Annotated in this window: 15 protein-coding genes and 2 pseudogenes; 10 read left to right on the top strand and 7 right to left on the bottom strand. The window is 37.7% G+C overall.

Going from position 1 to position 15,490, the window contains the following annotated elements; genetic code table 11:
• Nucleotides 1-46 precede the first annotated feature (46 nt).
• Nucleotides 47-174 (bottom strand): annotated as a pseudogene (locus RRU92_RS10355) (AAA family ATPase); the annotation flags it as partial.
• Nucleotides 175-295: 121 nt separating this feature from the next.
• Nucleotides 296-670 (bottom strand): hypothetical protein, encoded by a 375-nt coding sequence (locus RRU92_RS08675; RefSeq protein WP_315639390.1) that lies wholly within the window; start codon nt 668-670, stop codon nt 296-298.
• A 205-nt stretch (nt 671-875) separates the two neighbouring features.
• Between RRU92_RS08675 and rpsO the strand changes: the two genes are divergently transcribed.
• The 9 genes and pseudogenes from rpsO to RRU92_RS08630 all read left to right on the top strand — a co-directional run bounded on the left by rpsO (nt 876) and on the right by RRU92_RS08630 (nt 8,895).
• On the top strand, nt 876-1,145 hold the full coding sequence (rpsO, locus tag RRU92_RS08670; protein ID WP_001018251.1) for a 30S ribosomal protein S15: 270 nt from the start codon (nt 876-878) through the stop codon (nt 1,143-1,145).
• 593 nt (nt 1,146-1,738) lie between these two features.
• Entirely contained in the window at nt 1,739-2,785 is a 1,047-nt protein-coding gene (locus tag RRU92_RS08665; RefSeq protein ID WP_315639388.1) for an iron ABC transporter permease, read from the top strand.
• A gap of 1 nt (nt 2,786) precedes the next feature.
• Nucleotides 2,787-3,542 (top strand): ABC transporter ATP-binding protein, encoded by a 756-nt coding sequence (locus tag RRU92_RS08660; protein WP_315639386.1) that lies wholly within the window; start codon nt 2,787-2,789, stop codon nt 3,540-3,542.
• 23 nt (nt 3,543-3,565) lie between these two features.
• Nucleotides 3,566-4,576, top strand: a complete 1,011-nt coding sequence (locus RRU92_RS08655) for an ABC transporter substrate-binding protein (RefSeq protein ID WP_315639385.1) — start codon at nt 3,566-3,568, stop codon at nt 4,574-4,576.
• Nucleotides 4,557-5,252: an alpha/beta hydrolase-fold protein gene (locus tag RRU92_RS08650; RefSeq protein WP_315639383.1), complete on the top strand. Its 696-nt coding sequence runs from the start codon at nt 4,557-4,559 to the stop codon at nt 5,250-5,252. The genes RRU92_RS08655 and RRU92_RS08650 overlap by 20 nt, the downstream gene beginning before the upstream one ends.
• Before the next feature lie 156 nt (nt 5,253-5,408).
• Complete coding sequence (locus RRU92_RS08645; RefSeq protein ID WP_315639382.1) at nt 5,409-6,752, top strand: DEAD/DEAH box helicase; 1,344 nt, start codon at nt 5,409-5,411, stop codon at nt 6,750-6,752.
• A 190-nt stretch (nt 6,753-6,942) separates the two neighbouring features.
• Nucleotides 6,943-7,143 carry a hypothetical protein gene (locus tag RRU92_RS08640; protein ID WP_315640923.1) on the top strand — a complete coding sequence of 67 codons (201 nt, stop codon included), beginning with the start codon at nt 6,943-6,945 and terminating at the stop codon, nt 7,141-7,143.
• Nucleotides 7,144-7,234: 91 nt separating this feature from the next.
• Nucleotides 7,235-7,429 (top strand): annotated as a pseudogene (locus RRU92_RS08635) (helix-turn-helix domain-containing protein); the annotation flags it as partial.
• A 263-nt stretch (nt 7,430-7,692) separates the two neighbouring features.
• Nucleotides 7,693-8,895, top strand: a complete 1,203-nt coding sequence (locus RRU92_RS08630) for an IS110 family transposase (protein ID WP_315640891.1) — start codon at nt 7,693-7,695, stop codon at nt 8,893-8,895.
• Nucleotides 8,896-9,387: 492 nt separating this feature from the next.
• On the opposite strand, the gene RRU92_RS08625 is transcribed toward RRU92_RS08630, so the two are convergent.
• The 5 genes from RRU92_RS08625 to RRU92_RS08605 form a co-directional block, all read right to left on the bottom strand.
• A complete protein-coding gene (locus RRU92_RS08625; RefSeq protein WP_315639381.1) occupies nt 9,388-10,389 on the bottom strand; it encodes a sensor histidine kinase in 1,002 nt (333 codons plus the stop codon).
• Nucleotides 10,379-11,062 carry a response regulator transcription factor gene (locus RRU92_RS08620; protein ID WP_049528771.1) on the bottom strand — a complete coding sequence of 228 codons (684 nt, stop codon included), beginning with the start codon at nt 11,060-11,062 and terminating at the stop codon, nt 10,379-10,381. The genes RRU92_RS08625 and RRU92_RS08620 overlap by 11 nt, the downstream gene beginning before the upstream one ends.
• A 32-nt stretch (nt 11,063-11,094) precedes the next feature.
• A complete protein-coding gene (locus tag RRU92_RS08615) occupies nt 11,095-13,149 on the bottom strand; it encodes an FtsX-like permease family protein (RefSeq protein ID WP_248034582.1) in 2,055 nt (684 codons plus the stop codon).
• Nucleotides 13,139-13,912, bottom strand: a complete 774-nt coding sequence (locus RRU92_RS08610) for an ABC transporter ATP-binding protein (RefSeq protein ID WP_004251193.1) — start codon at nt 13,910-13,912, stop codon at nt 13,139-13,141. Before RRU92_RS08610 ends, RRU92_RS08615 begins: the two co-directional genes overlap by 11 nt.
• A gap of 327 nt (nt 13,913-14,239) precedes the next feature.
• Entirely contained in the window at nt 14,240-14,779 is a 540-nt protein-coding gene (locus tag RRU92_RS08605) for a helix-turn-helix domain-containing protein (protein WP_049536210.1), read from the bottom strand.
• Nucleotides 14,780-15,021: 242 nt separating this feature from the next.
• Here RRU92_RS08605 and RRU92_RS08600 point away from each other — a divergent pair, with 242 nt between their 5' ends.
• Entirely contained in the window at nt 15,022-15,489 is a 468-nt protein-coding gene (locus RRU92_RS08600; protein ID WP_061453543.1) for a hypothetical protein, read from the top strand.
• Nucleotide 15,490: the final 1 nt, after the last annotated feature.

Below are 15,490 nucleotides of genomic sequence, written 5' to 3'. Positions count from 1 at the left end.
AATTATTTTTATAGCAGAAGTGTTTCCCTATTTTTACAGACTTAAATCAAGAAAAACAAAAAGCGACATCCTCGAAAGGACGTCGCAACGTGGTTCCACCTTCATTTATGTACAACAAAAACTGTTGACACCTCTGATTGGCTCTAACGTGGCCACCGTTTTATGTTTGCATAAAAGTTAGTAGAGTAGTATCAGTTTAGACTCCCTATGCGTTCTCAGCAACCACGCACTCTCTAAAAGAAAGATTCTAAGTGACTTGTCTCTATGCATTATTATAGCATGATTGTGAGATTTTTCAAGGTTTTTGTGAAAGTTTTTTCCTTTTCAGTTTTTGCACTAGATTCTTAATAGCGGCACCGATAGCCATACCTGCGAGGGCAAAGATTTCATAGGCTAGGAAGTAGAGAAGGATAAATTCTCCGAAGGTAATGATGGTAAAGCAAAAGAGCAAGCCAACTCCAATTAACCACCAAACTGAGAACTTGAAATGATAAGAGTAGAATAGTGATGCTATGAAAGTCACCAGTGGAGAGAAGATAATAACGTTGCCGATGGTGAGTTCCTTCAAGATATAGTTTTCAGTAATAGTCCGTAATAACAGCTCATAAAGTGGCCAATAAAAGAAAAATACGACCAGATAGTAGGGGAGATATTGCGGGAATTTACGCATGGTAATCACCTCTCTTTTCAAGATGTCTACTTAGATATCCTTCCTATAACTATTATAGCACTTTTGCGGTAAGAATAGTAAATCAGTTGACAAAGAAGTTAGTTATTGGTAGAATAGAGATTGTCGTAAAGACAAATAACTTCTTCTTGGTTACAGGCATGCCAACCTGTCACTCGGATGAAGCCAAATAAAAAGGAGAAACATCATGGCAATCTCAAAAGAGAAAAAAAATGAAATCATCGCACAATATGCACGTCACGAAGGTGATACAGGTTCAGTAGAGGTTCAAGTTGCTGTCCTTACTTGGGAAATCAACCACCTTAACGAACACATCAAACAACACAAAAAAGACCACGCTACTTACCGTGGATTGATGAAGAAAATCGGTCGCCGTCGTAACTTGCTTGCATACTTGCGTAAAAACGACGTTAACCGTTACCGTGAGTTGATCAACTCTCTTGGACTTCGTCGTTAATCTGCTTTATTTTCCACTTACATTGCGTTGTCACCTTACCTCGATATACTCAAGTATAATCTTCGGTTACGGTTCCTAGCACTGTAAGGTAAAATAAACCAGATCTTCTCCCTTCGGGGAGATTTTTTTGTTTCACTAAAATTTTTGTACAATCTTCGGCTTGCCGCCTAGTCTATAAACGTTTTATCCAGCAAGAATCATGATGCTAAGGGCGTTAAAAATCCGTATGAAAATAGGGAAAGGACACAGTGTTCGATGAACACAAGGAGTTTCATCTTTTTCCCTAGGATTTTAGCCCGAGCTCAAATGAGTTCTCTGACTTCAGAGAGCTTTTTTTATTTTTCTCACCTTACATCGATATACTCAAGTATGATCTTCGGTTACGTTTCCTAGCACTATAAGGTAAAACAAACCAGATATGTCTCCCTTGGGGGAGATTTTTGGTTCACTAGGATTTTAGCCTGAGCTCAATCAGCTCCCTAGTTTTAACAGTCTTTTTATCTGTATCTTTCTAGCCTTGTTCCAGATTTGGAAATGTGGTATACTATTTATGAAAATTGTCTAAATTTTTAATTTTATTAAGGGAGGGTTTCATGATTTCCAAATCTTCTGGAAGCCATCAAAACCTGCGATATGTTTTTCTCCTAGCTCTGTTGGTCGGAGCTTTGGGAGTTTCTCTATTTTTGGCTGTTTCTATGGGTTCAGTTCAAATTAGCTTGAGTGATACCTATCGGATTATTTTGAGTAAGATGGGAGCCCCTCTGGATATAGGAGACCTTTCGAAGTCTACACTTGCGATTGTTTGGAATATGAGATTACCACGGGTTTTTCTTGGTTTGATAGTTGGTGCTGGCCTTTCCATGTGTGGTAGCGTTATGCAGTCAACAGTCAATAATCCAATCGCAGAACCCTATGTGTTAGGAATTTCAGCTGGGGCAACCTTTGGTGCGACTTTGAGCATCATCCTCGGATTTAAGGTCATGATTGGTCTCGGCTCTTTCCTTGGAGCGCTTGTGGCAACAGTTGCAGTCCTTCTGATTGCTTCCATGCAAGGCAGGATGACAACTTCAAGCCTGATTTTATCAGGGACAGTTGTGAATGCACTATTTTTGGCTTTTTCAAACTTTATTATTTCAATTGGCGCTAATGCTGATAGTGTCATGACCATCAAGTTTTGGACCATGGGTTCTTTAGCGGGGACTTCCTGGGCTCACTTAACCTTGCCAACTATAATCGTGGGAATTGCTTTTTTATTTTTCTCTACCCAATATCGTGTTTTTAATGCCATGATGATGGGTGATGAGGCGGCTTTGACCTTAGGGATTCCCCTACGTTTTTACTGGTATCTCTACGTGACGATTGTGGCTATAATGACAGCAATCTTGGTATCGACTTGTGGGATTATTGGTTTTGTTGGTCTCATCACACCTCATTTGGCACGAAGCTTGGTGGGGACAAATTACAGAAGACTTTTTCCGATAGCTACTTTGCTCGGCGCGCTTTTTGTTGTTTGGGCAGATGTTCTTGCTCGTGTCTTGATTCAAAATGCTGAGCTGCCGATTGGTATCTTCACAGCCTTAGTAGGTGCACCTTTCTTTATCTACATGGTTGGAAGTAGACGAAGGGAGGTGAGGGTTTGATATGGACTTAATGTGTCAGGATATTCACTTTGGAATCGGAGAGAAAAAAATTCTCAAAGGAGTCTCACTTAAACTTGAGGGCAACCAATTTCATACCATTTTAGGACCAAATGGCAGTGGGAAGACTAGCTTGCTGAAACTCCTCTATCGACAGGAAAAGCCTGATCAGGGCTTGATTTCTCTAGATGGAAAGCCACTGGAACAATTGAGCGTCAAGGAAACGGCAAAGCAGATGGCAGTCGTCACACAGTTTAATCAGTTACAATTTGATTGTACGGTTGAGGAAATTGTCATGCTGGGCAGAACACCCCATCTCACCTTCTTACAAAAAGAAAAAGACAGAGATTTTGTTTTGGTTGAGGATGCTCTGGTCAAGGTAGATATGCTCGAAAAGAGAAATCGACTCTACTCTTCTTTGTCAGGAGGAGAGAAGCAGCGGGTTTTGTTGGCACGTGCCTTGGCACAAGAACCGACACTCCTGCTCTTAGATGAACCAACCAATCATTTGGATATCAAGTATCAGCTAGACTTGTTAACCATTGTCAAAAATCTCCAAATCAATGTGCTAGCTGTCTTGCATGATATTCAGCTAGCTTGTCGCTATTCAGACTATCTCTATCTAATGAAAGAAGGGGAGATTGTTTACCAAGGTACTCCAAAAGAGACCATCACACCCGAGTCATTGCAGGCTATCTATGACGTCCAAAGTCAGATTACTTGGACAGAAGATCAGCAAGCTATGATTCACTATTTATAAAAATTAAAAAGGAAAATAAAAATATGAAAAAATCACTTAGTATTTTACTCGTAACAGTAGCTACCTTAACTTTGGCAGCTTGTGGCAACACTTCTAAAGAAACATCATCCGCACCAGCTACAACAGAATCCAGTCAAAAAGCTAATACAGAAACTAGCTATCCTGTAACTATCAAAACTTATGATGCCAAAGGAAACGAAGTCGAACAAGTCTTTGAAAAGGCTCCTGAAAAGGTCATCACCAACAACCTCTCAACAACTGAAATTCTACTTGAACTCGGTTTGCAAGATAAAATTGCTGGCATGCTCAATTCTGATAATGCTGTAACTGGTAAATACAAGGATGCTATTGAAGCCATCCCTCACATTGGTGATAAAAAATCTGTCTCACAAGAAACAGTTCTTTCTTATGAACCAGATGCCTTGATGGGACGCAACATGATGTTCTCTGAAAAGTCAATGGGAACCATTAGTGCTTGGAATGAAAACAAAATCCCTGTTTATACGCAAAAAGCTTCACTTTCAAATATCCAACAAGATTTAGGAAATATCGTAGAAGATGTGAAGGATCTTGGTACCATTTTCAATGTCCAAGACAAGGCTAACCAATATGCAGAGCAATTACAAGCTAAAATCGATGCGGTTAAGAAAGCAAACCCAGAAACACAGGGTGAAAAGAAAAAAGCTCTGATTATGGTGGCCTACAATGATGAAACCTTTGGTGCCTACAAGTCAGCCCTACAAGAAAGTTTGCTCAACCAACTTGGTTATACCAATGTTGCAACAGGAACTTCTGGCTTGACCCTGGAAAATCTAGTATCAATGGATCCAGAGTTGATTATCTATGTAACCAGCGACCGCAATCAAAAGTTGGATGAAAAAGCAGTGGATTTGATGAAGGCAAATGCTGTTTTGGAAAATGTCCCAGCAATCAAGAACCAAAAAATCATGACTATCTCTTACGATGAGTTGATGGATTACGGTCCTGCAGTGATTGATTCCCTTGAAAAAATCAATGACTTTATCAAGAAATAAGGAGTTTAACTGGGAAGGGATTCAGGTTAGGGTCAGCCTTCCTTCAACCTATGACTCTAAACAAGCCTACCCAGTTGTGCTCTTAAACGATGGGGAACTGGATTATTTATCAGACCTATCTCAATCTGTAATTTTGGTGGGCTTGATTCCAGAAAATCGTCTGGATGACTTTACACCCTGGCAGTCTGATGCTTTGAAAGAAGGAGCTCCGGATTTTGGTGGGAAGGTAGACCAATACCATCAGAAGGTCTTTCAAGGCATTATCGCAATTCTAGAAAAAGCCTATTTGCTTGATGAAAGCAGAATGGCTTATGGTGGCTATTCACTGGGTGGTCTTGCTGCTGTCTATAGTCTCTATAGTAGTTATCTTCCTGCGACCTGTATCTTTTCTATCTGTGGTTCCTTCTGGTATCCAGACTTTATAGACTTTTGTAGGGAACATACCTTGATGCAGAGCCAAAGCCTCATTTATCTACAAAATGGTCAGACAGAAGGTGCTAATCATTCCAACCGTCTGTCTAAGGCTCCTATTTTTGCTAGAAACATTCATGATCTGATTTCAGAAGCAGTTCCCTCAACTTATTCAAGATTTGATGCTTATGGGCATCATGAAGCTCTTGAGCAACGCTATCATCATTTTTGTGATTGGCTGATAGAAGAGTGGAATCTTACGTAAAAATCTAATACTCTTTGTTTAGGATGGACAGAGAGTATTTTTCTTGTCATTATTCGAGTATATTTTGAAATTTCCGTAGGTTTATCTAAATCGAAAGTTTAACTGTAATGCATTAAAATGTGGTATAATGAGTAGATAGATAGAATCGAGGATATTATGTCATTTACGAAATTTAAGTTTAAAAAATATATAGAAGAAGCATTGGAGGAGTTGAAGTTTACGACTCCTACCGAGGTTCAGGAAAAGTTGATTCCTATTGTTCTGGCAGGTCGTGATTTAGTTGGTGAATCAAAAACAGGTTCAGGGAAAACTCATACCTTCTTGTTACCGATTTTCCAACAGTTGGATGAAGAGAGCGATAGTGTGCAAGCAGTTATCACAGCACCTAGCCGTGAGTTGGCAACGCAGATTTACCAAGCTGCTCGTCAAATTGCAGCTCATTCGGATGTAGAAGTACGTGTCGTTAACTATGTTGGGGGTACAGACAAGGCTCGCCAAATTGACAAACTGGCAAGCAATCAACCACATATCGTTATTGGAACTCCAGGGCGTATCTATGATTTGGTCAAATCAGGTGATTTAGCTATTCACAAGGCTAAGACCTTTGTAGTCGATGAAGCGGACATGACCTTGGATATGGGATTCTTGGAGACGGTTGATAAGATTGCAGGAAGTCTTCCAAAAGACTTGCAGTTTATGGTCTTTTCAGCGACTATCCCACAAAAACTACAACCATTTTTGAAGAAATACTTGTCCAATCCTGTCATGGAGAAAATCAAGACCAAAACGGTTATCTCAGACACTATTGATAACTGGTTGATTTCGACTAAGGGGCGTGATAAGAATGCTCAGATTTATGAGTTGACACAAGTTATGCAGCCTTATCTAGCCATGATTTTTGTCAATACCAAGACTCGTGCGGATGAATTGCACAGCTATCTAACTGCTCAAGGATTAAAGGTGGCTAAGATCCATGGAGATATTGCTCCTCGTGAACGTAAACGAATTATGAATCAGGTGAAAAATCTTGATTTTGAGTATATCGTAGCGACTGACCTGGCTGCGCGTGGGATTGATATTGAGGGTGTCAGCCACGTTATCAACGATGCCATTCCACAAGACTTGTCCTTCTTTGTCCATCGTGTCGGACGAACTGGACGTAATGGTTTACCAGGAACAGCCATTACACTTTACCAGCCTAGTGATGACTCAGATATTCGTGAGTTAGAGAAACTAGGGATCAAGTTTACTCCTAAGATGGTCAAAGACGGAGAGTTCCAAGATACTTATGACCGTGACCGCCGTGTTAATCGTGAGAAGAAACAGGAAAAACTGGACATCGAAATGATTGGCTTGGTTAAAAAGAAAAAGAAAAAAGTCAAACCAGGTTATAAGAAAAAAATCCAGTGGGCCGTCGATGAAAAACGCCGTAAAACCAAACGTGCAGAAAGTCGTGCCCGTGGACGTGCAGAACGTAAAGCCAAACGCCAAACATTTTAAAAATGAAACAGTAGGACCAAGTGGTTTTACTGTTTTTGTATAGTTCTAAATCGGGATTGTCAGAATTCATAAGTAGATGATGTTAAAAACTTAAAATTTAATCAGATCATTCTTTTAAATTTCTGAAGTTTATAATATACTTAAATTAAAAGTAGATTATTGGAGAAGGTAAATGAAAATGAAAATAAAAATGAAAGACTTTATTGCTGGGATTGGTGAAATAAATGTTATTGTTTATTTGATATATGTGTGTACCGGTCTCGCTCCTCTCTTTCATATATTGGTCATCGGTTCAGAATTGAGTACTGGAAAAATAGTTTTAACCATCTTAGGTATAGTCTACGCTATCTTTTTAACGATTGCTAGAATTTATCGAAAGTTTTTCTGGTAAGAATTAGAAAGAAATATAAAAACCCCATCAGAAATTTGAACTGCACCCCAAAAGTTAGACAGAAAAAATCTAACTTTTGGAGTGTTTTATTATGAAATTGAATTATGAAGATAAAGTTCGGATTTATGAACTAAGAAAGCAAGGACAAAGCTTCAAACAGCTTTCGAAAAGATTTGGTGTGGATGTTTCTGGTCTAAAGTACATGATGAAATTAATTGACCGTTATGGCATAGATATCGTCAAGAAAGGGATGAATCGTTATTATTCTCCAGAACTAAAACAAGAAACGAATTAAAGTCAAACTAAAACATACTAAGATTAGTAGTGAGGAAATCTCCGACGGGAGAAAGTACTCACTACTTTTTCGTTATGTTAAAGTAGTGGTGTCTTGTTAAGTCGATAAGTCCTTTGGCGCTAGACGTCGTAACTAAAACTGACAAGACACCTGTTTTAGGAAGAATGTTATCAAAGTATGTGGGACGAAAAACGTCGAGTATTGAAAATGACATCACTAAAGCAAGGAATCATTCAAGACAAAGAGGTAATATCATGCGAGTAGTTTTTGGGATTGACGTGAGTAAAGCAAGCTCAGAAGTGGCCATCTTGGTCAATGGAGAAAAAGTACATGGCTATACCATTCCCAATGATGCCATCGGATTTAATCGACTACTTGGGGACTTGAAGACTGTTCACGAGCCAGAGATTATCTTCGAGGCGACTGGTGTCTATTCTCGTCGTCTTCAGGCCTTCTTTGAGGATAATAGTTACGCTTATACACGGCTCAATCCCTTAGAATCCAAAAAACAACTAGATAGCTTACGAGTACGTAAAACCGATAAGATTGACGCTGAAAAACTAGCTGCGTCTCAGTTCATCCTCAATCGTAAACCAAGCTATGTCCAAGAAGCGCTTTATCAAGAATTACGCGATCTCAGCCGTTTCTATCAGAATCTTACTGAGGATATCGTCTGCGCTAAAAACCGTCTGCACAAGGTTTTACAGGTCACTTTTCCTGAATTGGAAAACATCTTGTCGGCACCAACTGGGGAACAATATTGGAACTTGGTCATGACTTTTCCATGTAATAGTTTTGTACTGGAGTCAGATGACGCCACATTAACAGCTATCATCCGTCAGTCTACGGCAAAACGCATCTCTGAAAAACGTGTGACTTACTTAGTAGATAAGCTTACAAAACTAGCTAATCAGTCTTATTGTGCGGTTAAGAAAACCTCTCCAGTGATAGAAGAGGTCAAATACTATGCAGGGGAGTTACTTAGGCTTTCGGAACACAGACAAGGTGTTTTAGAGGAGATGGTAACATTAGCTCAATCTTTGCCAGAATACGAGATTCTTCTCTCTATTCCTGGAATAGCCGAAACCACAGCGACAAGTATTATTGGCGAACTTGGTGACATTCGTCGATTTCACTCTGCCAATCAAATCAATGCTTTTATAGGCATTGACCTCAGACACTATGAATCTGGAAATTTTCTAGCTAAGGAACATATCACTAAACGTGGGAATCCCTATGCCAGAAAGATTCTTTTTAAGTGCATTCATAACATAGCTTCAGCTAGCCACACCAATCCTTGTCATATCGCAGACTTCTATGAGAAACGGAAAAGACAATCGCAAGTGACTTCAACTAAACCACACACGATTGCCTCTATACATCGTCTCATTAGAACAATGTATTACCTCATAACGCATAACAAACTTTATGATTATACTTCTACCCAAAATCGGTAAAATTGTTTATGCCATATTATTATAACGCCTTATCAAAAAAATCACCAGATAAGGTGTTGATTTAGTGTACACTTTTTTCACTAAACTTTAGTTCAGAAAAAGACAATTTCCTTAGTTTGACTATGGAAATCAAACTATTTTTCATCAAATACCTTGATATACTTGACAAATGGTAGAAAATTGTTTATGCCATATTATTGTAACGCCTTATCAAAAAAATCACCAGATAAGGTGTTGATTTAGTGTACACTTTTTTCACTAAACTTTAGTTCAGAAAAAGACAATTTCCTTAGTTTGACTATGGAAATCAAACTATTTTTCATCAAATACCTTGATATACTTGACAAATGGTAGAAAAGGACTTAGCCCTGTGCAATACAGAACCAAATCCTTTCAATAATTATTTGTCCAACTTTTGGGAGTCAGTACAGCTTTCCTTTTTGGTATAAAATATGTGCTTTCTATGACTAGGCAATTTTCTTAATCGAAAAATTACGAAATAGAAAGAGAGATTTCAAATCCATGCATCCATTCGGATTTTACTACGATGTCGATTTTTAAAGCATCTGCTAATTGTTTGACAAGATAGAGACCCATGCCTGTTGATTTTTTCCTTGTCTCTCCTGAATCACCTGTAAATCCTTTTTCAAAGATATGAGGGAGGTCGCAAGCTTTAACTCCACACCCATTATCCCTAATAATCAGGGTTTTGCGCCCCTTGTCACTTGACATAGAAATCTTGAGTTCTGGTTTTTCAGAGCTATATTTAAGGGCGTTGGCTAGTATTTGAGACAGGATAAATTCAAAACTGCGTTGATCGGTGTAGCAGGTTCCTTGTATGTTTTCTAACTTAATCGTAAAATTCTTTTCTTTGAGCAAGGGATCAAAGTTCTCTAAAAGATCTTGGATACACTCTTCTAGGTCAAGGTCTTCAAATAGAAAATCATTTTTCTCACTTTTCACCCTATAATAGAATAAGATCTGTGATACATTTCCTTGGATTTGATTTTTTACATAGTCCAACTTAAAAGCTGTATCCTCAGGCAACTGGTCACTTTGGTTGTCCAAAAGGAGGGAAAGAAGGGATAGAGGGAGTTTGATTTCATGAGCCCACTTTTCAACATAGTCCTCATAGTCGGCTAGTAATGAGTTTAGCTTTCCTATTTGAGCCTGCTTTTGATAAAGTGTATCTGCTATTTTTTCAATGCTTTCTTTCTCTGAGGCACTTGATAAATTCAATAATTCAAGCTCAGTATCGATTTTAGGATTGGCTATGAAGGATTTATAAGCAGCGGATTTTTTTCTTTCTTTTCTTATAAGTAAGAATGATAGGATGAAAAAAAGCAGGACGGTGGCTAAAATATAGAGAAGGACGAGAGCTTGAAACATTCTCACATCTGAAAGCCAAAGCAGGATAGCTGTAAATAGATCAAATGCTAAGAGAACAAGTAACCAAGGCAGATAACTAGCTAGATATTTTAGATTATGTTTCATCTGGACTTACCTCTTCTAGCTTGTAACCAATACCTCTGACGGACTTGACTTGAAGAGCAATGCCAGCCTGTTTCATCACCTTTTTCAGCCTTGCAATGTTTACTTGTAGGGCATTTTCATCGATGAACTCAGTTGTATTCCACAGTTTCATACTTAGTTCTTCTTTTGTGACGACTGAATCAGTTGCCACTAATAAGGTTTCTAACAATTTCCCTTGATTTTGAGGGAGTAAAATCGAATGTCCGTTGATATAAAGAGTATAGGTATTTCTATCCAGCAGGAAATTATCTTTTTCAAGCAAATTTTGTCTACCTTCATAGCGTTTCAAGATGTTTTCTATACGAGCCAAGAATCTTTCTTTCTTGAAAGGTTTTGTTAAGTACTCGTCAGCCCCTAATTTTAGGGCGTAAATTTCATCTTTTAGTTGTTCACGGGAGGTGAGAACCAATATGGGCACAGAGCGTTTGGACTTGAGATTTTTACAAATTTGAAACCCTGTTTCTCCTGGTAAATTCAAATCCAGTACGATTAAATCCGTATCGTATTGCAATACTTGCTGGCTTGTATCTTTGAAGTCAGTCAACTTATCAACTTGATAACCCGCTTTCTCTAACAAAATGACAATTTCATCTCGAATCAAGGCTTCATCTTCAATAACCAGAATATGCTTCATATCGGCTCCTCCTTTTCCTATTTTATTCTACCTTATTCATCTCTTTTGGGTTCCATTAATGACAACAAGTACTTGTTGCTATTTTTCTTTACAATTCTTATATAGATGACTTCAAATCCAGCTAACAGCAGTATTATCAGCATGGCTGTGATAAATTTCTGCCCCATGGCCATTCTTGAACTGGCTGGTACTATTCCTGTGAGGAGGGAGCTCACTCCGAAGCTACTACTGATAAGTGCAAGAGCTATTGGTAGACCAAAATACCAATTGATTTGCTTTTCTGAAGATTTACAAAGAGTTTCGTAGTTTGCTCCGAGATGGATTAAGGTCTGGTATCGTCTGTAGGATTGTCTTTGTCCCATCAAAAACTGAACGCCGATAATTGTATTTGCGACAACAAGGAAGATGATAGCCAGATAGATGGTGATATAGCTGGCAGAGATAATGTAAAATAATTGTCTTCCCATATTTTGTATATAACTTTCATAGCCAAGAGGGCTTTGATTCAGTTTTTTATTGGTATCTGAGATAGCTTTCATCAGGCCTTTTTCCTTGACCAACTCAGGAGCCAAGATACCACTAACATAATTTGAATACCGACCATCTGTATAGCTCATAAAGGTTTCATCTGGGACTATGAGGGCTATAGAAATGGTTATTTCACGATCCGTTACAATCGGTAAAGACTGAACCTCTCCAATCAATTTTACATCATTTCCCATGACTTTGATTTGAGGATTTGTTTTCAGAACAGAGTTAACTAGATTATCATCCGGGAGAAAATCTTTTCCCATATACAAGTAGGCTTCCTTGTTTGTTAATTCTAGAGGAGGGAGACTGGCAGCCTTTCTAAGCTCATTGTATTCAGAGAGTGGCAAAAGGTGGCAACTTATATACTTCTGGAAATTATGGACTAAGACTTCCTTGTTTTTACTTTCTTTTTGCTCTTTCAATACCTTGATGAACTGTTCAAAGGACACGGACTCGTGTTCTTTCGGTTTGCCCACTTTGATTTGTAGAATCTTTGAAAACTGTGATGCCAGTCCAGCAGCTTCAAGCTCTTTTTTTACTGTATTCATATCAAGATTTTCATCTGTTTCCTGTTTGCTATCTCTAAATGTATAATCCAAAACGTGGGTTTGATTGCCTGAATTGCCACTTGCAATGGCAACACCTGCTCCAAAGAGGCACAAGGCAGAGAAGATTAAGAGGGAGCAGATAGCCAGTATAGTTGAGCGCTGGATAACTAATTCTTGAATCTGTCTAAAATTATAGGTGTGGAGTTTTCGATTGCTTCCAAGCTTGACCAAAAAGTCTATAAACAAACGCATACCAAAGAAGAGTAGTATAGTTCCTAGAGTTCCCAAGAGAACAGTGATGCCCATTGTTATGACATTTTCCCAAGCTCGTCCACTCATCCCCAAGTAATAGGCTGTTCCTAGAAGCAAAATTCCGAGGACAGAAGCAAGAAGGTACACACCCTTGGGGAGTAGTTTCTTCATGCCAGAAGGAGAATAGGATAGCAGATCTCCGATTTCCTTATTGGCTGTTTTTGCACTTAAAAGAATAAAGACAGCTAATTTTACGGCTAGGAAACCGATGATTGTATAGAATAGAGCTGTAGTAGATAGAGAAAATTGATGTTCAATAATCCCTAGCCCAACAATTTTAGCGGTTATTAGGCTAATCAGTTCTGAAATCAAGATTGAAATTGGAAGTCCTATTCCAAGAGCAAGAATACTGTTTCTCAAATCCTCAAGCAGGAGCAGCAAGAACAGTTTGCTTCTTCGCATCCCTAGCGTTAGATAGACACCAAATTCATGTTTTCTCCTTTCCATCTGCATACTGCTTGCGAAGTAGACTAGAAAAAAGAGAATAAAGAGGGTTGCTACATAAAGAATGGGAATCATGCTAAAGAGTTTATTTACAGCGTCACTCTCTATTTGTTTGAGAAAGATCATCACATCTTGATGGGACAAAGAAAGGATGATGTAAAAGGAGATAATAGAAAGAACCATGGAACTGAAATACAAGCCATTATTCTTTCGATCCCTCTTGCTATTTCTTGAGACTAATTTAGAAAACATTGCCATCACCTCCAGCCAGTGCAGACATGACCTTTAGTATTCTGTGGTAAAAATCTTCTTGACTTTCTCTTGGATAATCGCGTCGAATTTCATGGAATAGTTTTCCGTCTTGGATAAACAAGATGCGGTTGCAAAAGCTGGCAGCGACTGAATCGTGGGTCACCATGAGAATGGTGGTTTCTTCCACTTGATTCATTTCGGATAATTTTTGCATCAAAATGGTCGCATTTTTTGAATCCAAAGCTCCTGTGGGCTCATCTGCAAATACAATCTTAGGGTCTAAAATCAAGGCACGCGCAGCAGCTACCCTTTGCCGTTGACCACCTGATAATTGAGATGGGAACTTATCCAGAAGTTCAGAAATATCTAGATATTGGGAAAGCAATTCTAACCGAACCTTGCTTTCGTTGGCATCGACCTTGTGCAAAGACAAGGGGAGTAAAATATTTTCTTTGGCTGTCAGATTGTCCAAAAGCTCAAAATTTTGAAATAGGTAACCAATTTCCTTACCACGATAATCAGCTAACTGACTACCTTTTAACTGACCTAAATCTTTTTCTTGCATTTGAATGGAGCCGTCAGTTGGTTTGATGATAGTAGCGAGACAGTTAAGAAGGGTTGTTTTCCCAGAACCACTGCTTCCCATAATCCCTAAGAACTCACCTTTGACAACTTGAAAAGATATACCGTTCAAGGCTTTGGTGATATTCGGCTCTTTTCCATAATGCTTTTTTAATGATTCTACTCGTAAAATTGTTTCCATGTTAAACACCTCCATCTTTTGTTACTTTCATTATAATATGAATCAGAGTAGAATAACACTTACGGATGATGTAAGAAATCTTTATCATTAGGTTATTGGAGCTATACTTACTATATTATAGCATGGTTTCAAGGATTTAAAAAGAGGAGTTGAGAGTCGATAAATTTTCCTAATATTGAAATTATAAAAAATAATACCACTGTAGTCCATGCTCCAGCAGTATTATTTATTATTTTATAGGAAACTTTACTCCCACTCACTAAAAGTCAGATATTGACTATTTAGGATAGTTGATTTAATAGTGATTGATAATACAATCAATGAGTACTATTTGATATTATTTGAGTCTTTTGTTGTTAAATTGTTGTTATTTTTTTGCCAAGGCCATTTAAAACTTTTTTGTGATTTTCTGAATTTATCAAATGCTATTATCTCATCTGCAAATGTTTTAGATTCAGTAAGTAAAGCATCTAAAATGCTTTCTTCATCTTTGTCAAGTTTGTTTTTGATAGTTAGTCTATTTTTGACTGCTAGTGTATTTGTGGACTCATCTAACAATTCAAGAACTATTGTAGCTTTTAAATCATAAATCTCTTGTTCACTAAAGTTCTTCAAATTGCTTAAGTCATATTTAGATATATCAAATATAATCCTGTCTCCAAAATTGACTTGTCTTCCCAATAGTTCATCAGTGGAAGTATCTAGTATTTTTGATAGTTTTACTATATTTTCGAGAGTGGGTTCAGTCCGACCGTTTTCCCACTTGGCATAGGCACTCTGCCCAATATCTAACAGTTTAGACATTTGTTCTTGGGTATATCCTTTATTTTTTCGTTTTTCTTTTAATCTGTTTGGAAAATCTAACATATAAATACCTACTTTCAAAAAAATTCCAAATAAGACTATTTTTTTGTTGACAATTAGTCTTATTTGGACTAAAATATAATTAGTCCTATTAAGACTAATTATATCAAACTATACTATGTTTGGCAAGAATTGGGGGTAACTGTCTATGATTGTATAAAAAAGTCTTTGAAGAAAAATCCTCAAAGACTCAATAAAATAAATCTATCTAAATTATATCATATATACGGAAAAGAGGAAAGGAGATGGCCTATAAAGATTATTACGAGTATGAAGACATCATGGAAGCCACTGGCAAGTCCTATAGTGCTGTTAAAAAATGGCGGATAAGTATTGAACGCTTATCAGGTTACGAGTTTAAGAAAGTCAAAATAAAGGTCACACATAAGCACGTAAAAGACCATTATCAATTTACTGAAGAAGAATTTGAAAAGTTTATCAAACTTTCTAAGCGAATTGATGAAACAAAAAATATGACTGAAGCTGTAACTGCTGTATGGGGCGATCTAAAAAGTGCCGAAGAAAGGGCACTTAAACAAGACGTGGCTGAGTTAAAAAAATTTCAAGAAAATCAGAAAATAAAGAATAAAGATGTGAATTTTAAACTGATTTCATTAGAAATGGATTTAAAAACATTAAAAAAGCTAGAAGAACGACTTGAAGCCTTGGAAGAAAAACAGGCAAAAGGGTTCTTCTCAAAATTGAAAAAATAGA

It is taken from the genome of Streptococcus sp. DTU_2020_1001019_1_SI_AUS_MUR_006, from assembly GCF_032340315.1.
Lineage (GTDB): Bacteria > Bacillota > Bacilli > Lactobacillales > Streptococcaceae > Streptococcus.
This window is presented reverse-complemented; position numbering and strand designations above follow the sequence as displayed.

What these genes read in the sequence shown, in the direction of transcription:
- RRU92_RS08660 (WP_315639386.1), top strand. Translation starts at nt 2,787, where the DNA reads ATGGACTTAATGTGTCAGGATATTCACTTTGGAATCGGAGAGAAAAAA.
- RRU92_RS08605 (WP_049536210.1), bottom strand. Translation starts at nt 14,779, where the DNA reads ATGTTAGATTTTCCAAACAGATTAAAAGAAAAACGAAAAAATAAAGGA.
- RRU92_RS08675 (WP_315639390.1), bottom strand. Translation starts at nt 670, where the DNA reads ATGCGTAAATTCCCGCAATATCTCCCCTACTATCTGGTCGTATTTTTC.
- RRU92_RS08645 (WP_315639382.1), top strand. Translation starts at nt 5,409, where the DNA reads ATGTCATTTACGAAATTTAAGTTTAAAAAATATATAGAAGAAGCATTG.
- RRU92_RS08640 (WP_315640923.1), top strand. Translation starts at nt 6,943, where the DNA reads ATGAAAGACTTTATTGCTGGGATTGGTGAAATAAATGTTATTGTTTAT.
- RRU92_RS08625 (WP_315639381.1), bottom strand. Translation starts at nt 10,389, where the DNA reads ATGAAACATAATCTAAAATATCTAGCTAGTTATCTGCCTTGGTTACTT.
- RRU92_RS08620 (WP_049528771.1), bottom strand. Translation starts at nt 11,062, where the DNA reads ATGAAGCATATTCTGGTTATTGAAGATGAAGCCTTGATTCGAGATGAA.
- rpsO (WP_001018251.1), top strand. Translation starts at nt 876, where the DNA reads ATGGCAATCTCAAAAGAGAAAAAAAATGAAATCATCGCACAATATGCA.
- RRU92_RS08610 (WP_004251193.1), bottom strand. Translation starts at nt 13,912, where the DNA reads ATGGAAACAATTTTACGAGTAGAATCATTAAAAAAGCATTATGGAAAA.
- RRU92_RS08630 (WP_315640891.1), top strand. Translation starts at nt 7,693, where the DNA reads ATGCGAGTAGTTTTTGGGATTGACGTGAGTAAAGCAAGCTCAGAAGTG.
- RRU92_RS08615 (WP_248034582.1), bottom strand. Translation starts at nt 13,149, where the DNA reads ATGTTTTCTAAATTAGTCTCAAGAAATAGCAAGAGGGATCGAAAGAAT.
- RRU92_RS08650 (WP_315639383.1), top strand. Translation starts at nt 4,557, where the DNA reads ATGACTTTATCAAGAAATAAGGAGTTTAACTGGGAAGGGATTCAGGTT.
- RRU92_RS08665 (WP_315639388.1), top strand. Translation starts at nt 1,739, where the DNA reads ATGATTTCCAAATCTTCTGGAAGCCATCAAAACCTGCGATATGTTTTT.
- RRU92_RS08655 (WP_315639385.1), top strand. Translation starts at nt 3,566, where the DNA reads ATGAAAAAATCACTTAGTATTTTACTCGTAACAGTAGCTACCTTAACT.
- RRU92_RS08600 (WP_061453543.1), top strand. Translation starts at nt 15,022, where the DNA reads ATGGCCTATAAAGATTATTACGAGTATGAAGACATCATGGAAGCCACT.